Below are 6,387 nucleotides of genomic sequence, written 5' to 3'. Positions count from 1 at the left end.
GCGCTACGCCGCGCGGCGGTACGTCAGGTGCCGGAACCGCAGCCCGGAGGACGACGTCGTCCAGTCCGTCGCTGAGGCGACCGCCCACTCCGGGCCGATCTCCGGGGCGTACACGTCGCCCTCGACCTCCGTGTTGATCTCGCTGACCTCCAGGACGTCGGCGACGGGCATCGCCTCGTGGTAGACCTGCGACCCGCCCATCACCCAGATCTCGTCCCCGCCCGGTGCGTCGGCGGCGACCGTGAGGGCCTCGCCGAGCGTCCCGGCCGCGACGACGCCGTCGGCGGCGTCCGGCACCCCGCGAGAGCCGCGCGACGAGACCACGATGTTGGTCCGGCCCGGCAGCGGGCGCTTGGGCAGCGACTCCCAGGTGAGCCGGCCCATCACCACGGGGTGCCCCGCCGTGGTCCGCTTGAAGTGCGCGAAGTCCTCCGGCACGTGCCACGGGATGTCGCCGCCCGCGCCGATGACGGGCCGGCCTGCGGCGTCGCGCGCCTGTCCCCAGATGAGCCCGATCATCAGACGGCGATCGGGGCCTTGATGGTGGGGTGCGACACGTAGCCGAGCACCTCGACGTCCTCGAACTCGTAGTCGAAGATCGAGTCGCGCGGGGCCAGCCGCAGCGACGGGTACGGGTACGGGTCGCGCGCGAGCTGCGTCTCGACCTGCTCCACGTGGTTGTCGTAGATGTGCACGTCGCCGCCGGTCCACACGAACTCGCCGACCTCGAGCCCGGTCTGCGCCGCGACCATGTGCGTGAGCAGCGCGTACGAGGCGATGTTGAACGGGACCCCCAGGAACAGGTCCGCCGAGCGCTGGTAGAGCTGGCAGCTCAGCTTGCCGTCGGCCACGTAGAACTGGAACAAGGCGTGGCACGGCGGCAGGGCCATGTCGTCCACCTCGGCCGGGTTCCACGCCGTGACGATGTGCCGCCGCGAGTCCGGGTTGGTGCGGATCTGCTCGACGACCTTGGCGATCTGGTCCACGTGCCGGCCGTCGGGCGTGGGCCAGGACCGCCACTGGACGCCGTACACCGGGCCCAGCTCGCCGGACTCGTCGGCCCAGTCGTCCCAGATCTTCACGCCGCGCTCCTGCAGCCAGCGCACGTTGGAGTCGCCGCGCAGGAACCACAGCAGCTCGTACACGACCGACTTGAGGTGCACGCGCTTGGTGGTGATCAGCGGGAACCCCTGCGCCAGGTCGTACCGGATCTGCCGCCCGAACACGCTGCGGGTGCCCGTGCCGGTCCGGTCGCCCTTGCGGGTCCCGGTGGCGAGCACGTCGCGGAGCAGGTCCTCGTACGGGGTGTCGATCTCGGTCATGGGGGCAAGCCTACGTCCGCTCCCCGGGCGGGCCCCGGAGACGTGCCGCCGTCAGCCCTGCTTGGCCCGGAGCTCCTTGAGGTGGGCCCCGCGCCGGCGGTACAGCACGGTCATCGTCACGATCACGAGCGCCACCACGCCGCCGGCCACCGCGCCCCACGCCGACCCGCCGCGGAACGCGGGACCGTTCACGTCGAGGATCCGCTCGCCGGCGTGCGCCGCCGCCGACGTGCCCAGGACGATGCCGAGGGTCATCAGGTTCGGCACCGCGAACACCACCGCCAGCGCGAGCAGCGCGCTGCGCACCTGCCAGGAACGCTGGGTGAGCACCGCCTGCGCGAGGAACAGCACCGGAACCAGTGTGAACACGGCGCCGACCAGCAGCCCCCACCAGGCGCCCGCGGCAAACGACCCGTCCACGGCGTTGCCGATCACCTGAGCCCACCAGCGCGGCAGGAAGGCGTCGAGGAACAGGTAGATCAGCCACACGGCCAGGATGACGCCCGCCACGCCCAGCAGCCGCTTGCCGATGTCCCGCCAGTCCGGTGTCCACCGGCCCTTCCCGCCGTCCGGCGTCGTGCTCCCGCTGTCCGACGCCGGGCCGGGCGCCGCCGGCGTGCCGCTCACGTTCTCCCCCATCGCAGAATCGTCGCAGCGCAGGGGCCTGTCTGCGCGGCGAACGGGCCGGTCCGCGCGGCCGGTGGGCCGGATCGCGCGCGCCAACGGGAACGTCGCGGGCGCCGTCCGCGTTGACCACGAGGCCGACCGACCGGGACCCGCAGCGCCCAGCTCCGTGACCGTGTCGGTGACCAGTGGAAGGATTACCCCCATGACGGAGCAGACCACGACCCCGGACGCCGCGCGCAGCGAGGACGGCGTGACCCCCTCGCCCACCGACCCGCTGTGGGTGGAGCGCAACGGCACGCGGACGTACACGGGCTTCTCGGCCCGCGGTGCCCGCGTCGAGATCGGGCCGGCCAGCGCCGGCGCGGTGTTCACGCCGGGCGAGCTGCTGAAGATCGCGCTCGCGGCGTGCGCCGGGATGAGCAGCGACCGTGCGTTCTCGCGCCGTCTGGGTGACGACTACAAGACCACCATCCGGGTCGAGGACCCGAAGAACATGGCGGAGGACCGGTACCCGGTGCTCACCGAGAAGTTCGAGATCGACCTGTCCGCCCTCGACGACGAGGACCGGGCAAAGCTCCTGACGATCGCCCAGCGATCGATCGACAAGGCATGCACGGTGGGCCGCACGCTCAAGGCGGGCGCCCAGATCCCGGACGCGCAGTTCAACCAGCCGGAGGGCTGACATGACCGACGACAAGAAGCTGACCGCGGCCGAGTCCAACGGCCGGGCCACGCCGGGCGACGCCCTGGTCAAGCCGGACGACTCGCTGCAGGTCACCAAGGCGGACTGGCTCAACTACAAGCCTGACGGGCCGCTGGACCACCTGGTCGACCGGGCGGTGACCATCCCGTCGGCGACCATCCACAAGCATGTGGACAAGGTGCGCGCCAGGAACCCTCACGCCTCGCCGGCGGAGATCATCCGGCTGCTGGAGAAGGAGTACCTGCGGGTCATCCAGACCACGGGCAGCGCGGTGGGCGCGGCAGCCGCCATCCCGGCGGTCGGCACGGCGGCGAGCGTCGCGCTGTCGACGAGCGACGTGGCGACGTTCTTCGCGTCGTCCGCGGCGTTCTCGCTCGCGGTGGCCGACGTGCACGGGATCGACGTGCAGGACGTCCCGCGCCGCCGGGCCCTGCTGCTCGCCACGGTGCTCGGCGACAAGGGCGCCAAGGACGTCGAGGACGCCATCGGCGGGTCGGGCGTCGCCTGGGGCAAGGTGCTGCTCACGAGCATGCCGCGCGGCACGCTGCAGCGCGTGAACAAGGCGCTGACGCACCAGTTCATCAAGAAGCAGATCGCCAAGCAGGGCAGCCTGCTGCTCGGCCGCATCCTGCCGTTCGGCATCGGTGCCGTGGTCGGCCTGATCGGTGCCCGTGCGCTCGGCCACACCGTGATCGCGCAGTCGCGCGCCGCGTTCGGTCCCCCGCCGGAGTGGTTCCCCCGCGTCATCGAGCAGAAGTAGGCCGTCCCTGGACACCGGGCGGCCGGGTGTCAATATCCGCGACCGGACCGGCAGGATCAAGGGACCCGACCTAGGCTGCGGGTCATGGCGGACACGACGCACGGCGCACTCGCCCCGACGTACCACCCCCTGCCGGTCACGATCGCGCGGGCGCACGGTACACACGTATGGGACACCGACGGCAACGAGTTCCTCGACTTCCTGTCGGGGTACTCGGCCCTGAACTTCGGGCACCTGCACCAAGGACTGGTGGCAGCCGCGATGACGCAGCTGCGCCAGGTGACGCTCACGTCCCGTGCGTTCGACCACGACCGCCTCGAGGAGTTCGCCCAGCGGCTCGTCGAGGTCGTGGGGCCGCTGACGACCGGCGGCGAGGACAGCCTCGTGGTGCCGATGAACACCGGCGCCGAGGCCGTGGAGACCGCGATCAAGGCGGTCCGCAAGTGGGGCTACGACGTGCGCGGCGTGCCCGAGGACCAGGCGACGATCGTGGTCGCCGGCGGCAACTTCCACGGCCGCACCACCACGCTGGTCGGCCTGTCGGACGACCCGGCCGCCCGCGACGGGTTCGGCCCGTTCACCCCCGGTTTTGTCCGGGTGCCGTTCGGCGACCTGGCCGCGGTGGCCGACGCCGTGGACGACACGACGGTGGCCGTGCTGATGGAGCCGGTGCAGGGCGAGGCCGGTGTCGTGGTGCCGCCTGACGACTTCTGGCCGGGCCTGCGCGCCCTCACCGCCGAGAAGAACATCGCGCTGGTCGCCGACGAGATCCAGTCCGGCCTCGGGCGCACCGGCACCACGCTGGCCTGCGAGCTCTGGGACGTGCGGCCGGACCTGGTCTGTCTGGGCAAGGCGCTGGGCGGCGGCATCGTCGCGGTCTCGGCCGTGGTCGGCAGGCCGGAGATCCTGGGCGTCCTGACGCCGGGTACCCACGGCTCGACGTTCGGCGGCAACCCGCTGGCCTGCGCGGTCGGCGTCGCGGCCCTCGACCTGCTCTCGACGGGGCAGTACCAGGCGCGCGCGGCGGCGTCGGGCAAGGTGCTCCAGGAGCGGCTCGACGCGCTCGTGGACCAGGGTCTGCTGACCGGGGCGCGCTGCGTGGGGCTCTGGGCGGGGATCGACGTGGACCCGTCGCTCGGCACGGGCCGCGAGCTGTGCGAGGCCCTGCTGGAGCGCGGCGTCCTCGCGAAGGACACGCACGACGCGACGATCCGCCTGTCGCCGCCGCTCTCGATCGTGCAGCCCGAGCTGGAGATGGCGCTGGACATCCTGGAGGAGTCGCTGGTGGCGCTTCGGGACGGCGGACCCGGGGGCGGCCCGGGCGAGGGCTCCGACGACGACGGCTCGGACGGCGAGGCCCAGGCGGAAGAGCCGGCCCGGGACGCCGAGGGGCCGACGCCGGCCGAGGAGCCGGACACCGAGGCGCCGGCCACCGAACCGCCGGCAGCCGCCGAGAAGCCGGCCGCCGAACCGCCGTCCGACACCAACAAGGACGCGACGGAGACGGCCGAGGCCGTCGTCGAAACCACCCCGTCCACGGACACGGCAGACATCCCGGACGAGAAGCCGGAGGACAAGCCGGCCCCGCCGCGCAAGCGTCGCCGGTCCAGGCTGTCACCGGCCGCCGGCTGAGCGTAGGCTCCCGGGGGTGACCACTACGACGTCGTCCCACAACACCGCAACACTGCCCGCACTCGCGGAGCTCCAGCAGGCTTACGCCGAGCTTCAGGCCAAGGGCCTGAAGCTGGATCTCACGCGCGGCAAGCCGTCGGCGGAGCAGCTCGATCTCGCCGAGCCCATGCTGGCCCTGCCCGGCGTCGGCGTGCACGCCGACGAGTCCGGCACGGACACGCGCAACTACGGCGGGCTGGACGGCGGCATCACGATCCGCCGCATCTTCGCCGAGCTCCTCGACGTGCCCGTGGAGCAGCTCCTCGCGGGCGGGAACGCCTCGCTCACGTCCATGCACGACGTCGTCGCGTTCGCGGAGCTGTTCGGCTTCCCCGACTCGCCGAAGCCGTGGTCGCGCGAGGAGAAGGTGCGCTGGATCTGCCCGGTGCCGGGCTACGACCGGCACTTTACGATCTGCGAGGCCTTCGGCATCGAGATGATCCCCGTCCCGATGACGGCGGACGGCCCGGACGCCGAGGCCGTGGCCGCGCTCGTCGCCGCGGACCCCACCATCAAGGGCATGTGGGTGGTCCCCACCTACTCCAACCCGGACGGTGCGGTCATCAGCGCCGAGGTCGCCCGCGCGCTGGTCTCGATGCCCGCGGCCGCGCCGGACTTCCGGATCCTGTGGGACAACGCCTACGCGGTGCACCACTTGACCGACGACGAGGTGACCAGCCCGAACGCCATCGCGCTGGCCGCCGAGGCCGGCCACCCGGACCGCGTGCTGCTGTTCGCCTCCACGTCCAAGATCACGTTCGCGGGCGCGGGCGTCGCGTTCCTGGGCAGCTCGCCGGCCAACATCGCCTGGTTCAAGAAGCACCTGTCGGTCGCCTCGATCGGCCCCGACAAGATCAACCACCTGCGGCACGGAATGTTCTTCGGCTCGGCCGACGGCGTGCGCGAGCACATGCGCAAGCACCGCGCGATCCTGGCGCCCAAGTTCGAGGCCGTGGTCGAGATCCTGACCGAGCGCCTGGGCGGCTACGGCATCGCGTCGTGGACCGAGCCCAAGGGCGGCTACTTCGTGTCGCTCGACGTCGCGCCGGGCACGGCGGCCCGCGTGGTCCAGCTCGCCAAGGAGGCCGGGATCGCCCTGACCCCCGCCGGCGCCACCCACCCGTACGGCAAGGACCCGCAGGACAAGAACGTGCGCCTCGCGCCGTCGATGCCCCCGCTCGACGAGGTCCGCACGGCGATGGACGGCGTCGCGACCTGCGTGCTCCTCGCGGCCGCCGAGGCCGCGCAGGCCTGACCGACCCGCAGACGTGTCAGACCCTCAGGTCACCCGGGTGACCTGAGGG

General features: G+C 72.3%; 7 protein-coding genes. 4 read left to right on the top strand and 3 right to left on the bottom strand.

The features are described from left to right. Positions 1-3 precede the first annotated feature (3 nt). The 3 genes from ACFWEJ_RS26085 to ACFWEJ_RS26075 are packed head-to-tail and all read right to left on the bottom strand — an operon-like array spanning position 4 to position 1,961. The gene (locus ACFWEJ_RS26085) at positions 4-519 is read right to left on the bottom strand and encodes a dihydrofolate reductase (protein ID WP_377232085.1); all 516 of its coding nucleotides are present in this window, start codon (positions 517-519) and stop codon (positions 4-6) included. Continuing rightward, complete coding sequence (locus ACFWEJ_RS26080) at positions 519-1,322, bottom strand: thymidylate synthase (protein ID WP_377232084.1); 804 nt, start codon at positions 1,320-1,322, stop codon at positions 519-521. The genes ACFWEJ_RS26085 and ACFWEJ_RS26080 overlap by 1 nt, the downstream gene beginning before the upstream one ends. A gap of 51 nt (positions 1,323-1,373) precedes the next feature. Then, positions 1,374-1,961, bottom strand: a complete 588-nt coding sequence (locus ACFWEJ_RS26075) for a hypothetical protein (protein ID WP_377232083.1) — start codon at positions 1,959-1,961, stop codon at positions 1,374-1,376. Between the two features lie 190 nt (positions 1,962-2,151). Here ACFWEJ_RS26075 and ACFWEJ_RS26070 point away from each other — a divergent pair, with 190 nt between their 5' ends. The 4 genes from ACFWEJ_RS26070 to ACFWEJ_RS26055 all read left to right on the top strand — a co-directional run bounded on the left by ACFWEJ_RS26070 (position 2,152) and on the right by ACFWEJ_RS26055 (position 6,338). Then, complete coding sequence (locus ACFWEJ_RS26070; RefSeq protein WP_377232082.1) at positions 2,152-2,631, top strand: OsmC family protein; 480 nt, start codon at positions 2,152-2,154, stop codon at positions 2,629-2,631. Between the two features lies 1 nt (position 2,632). Beyond that, on the top strand, positions 2,633-3,412 hold the full coding sequence (locus tag ACFWEJ_RS26065) for a hypothetical protein (RefSeq protein ID WP_377232081.1): 780 nt from the start codon (positions 2,633-2,635) through the stop codon (positions 3,410-3,412). An 84-nt stretch (positions 3,413-3,496) separates the two neighbouring features. After that, complete coding sequence (gene rocD / locus ACFWEJ_RS26060; RefSeq protein ID WP_377232080.1) at positions 3,497-5,044, top strand: ornithine--oxo-acid transaminase; 1,548 nt, start codon at positions 3,497-3,499, stop codon at positions 5,042-5,044. Positions 5,045-5,060: 16 nt separating this feature from the next. Further along, complete coding sequence (locus ACFWEJ_RS26055) at positions 5,061-6,338, top strand: aminotransferase class I/II-fold pyridoxal phosphate-dependent enzyme (protein WP_377232079.1); 1,278 nt, start codon at positions 5,061-5,063, stop codon at positions 6,336-6,338. Positions 6,339-6,387: the final 49 nt, after the last annotated feature.

The sequence above is a fragment of the Promicromonospora sp. NPDC060204 genome, assembly GCF_042728455.1.
Classification (GTDB): Bacteria; Actinomycetota; Actinomycetes; order Actinomycetales; family Cellulomonadaceae; genus Promicromonospora.
The sequence above is the reverse complement of the archived record's forward strand: the minus strand, read 5'-3'. Positions and strand labels throughout refer to the sequence as shown.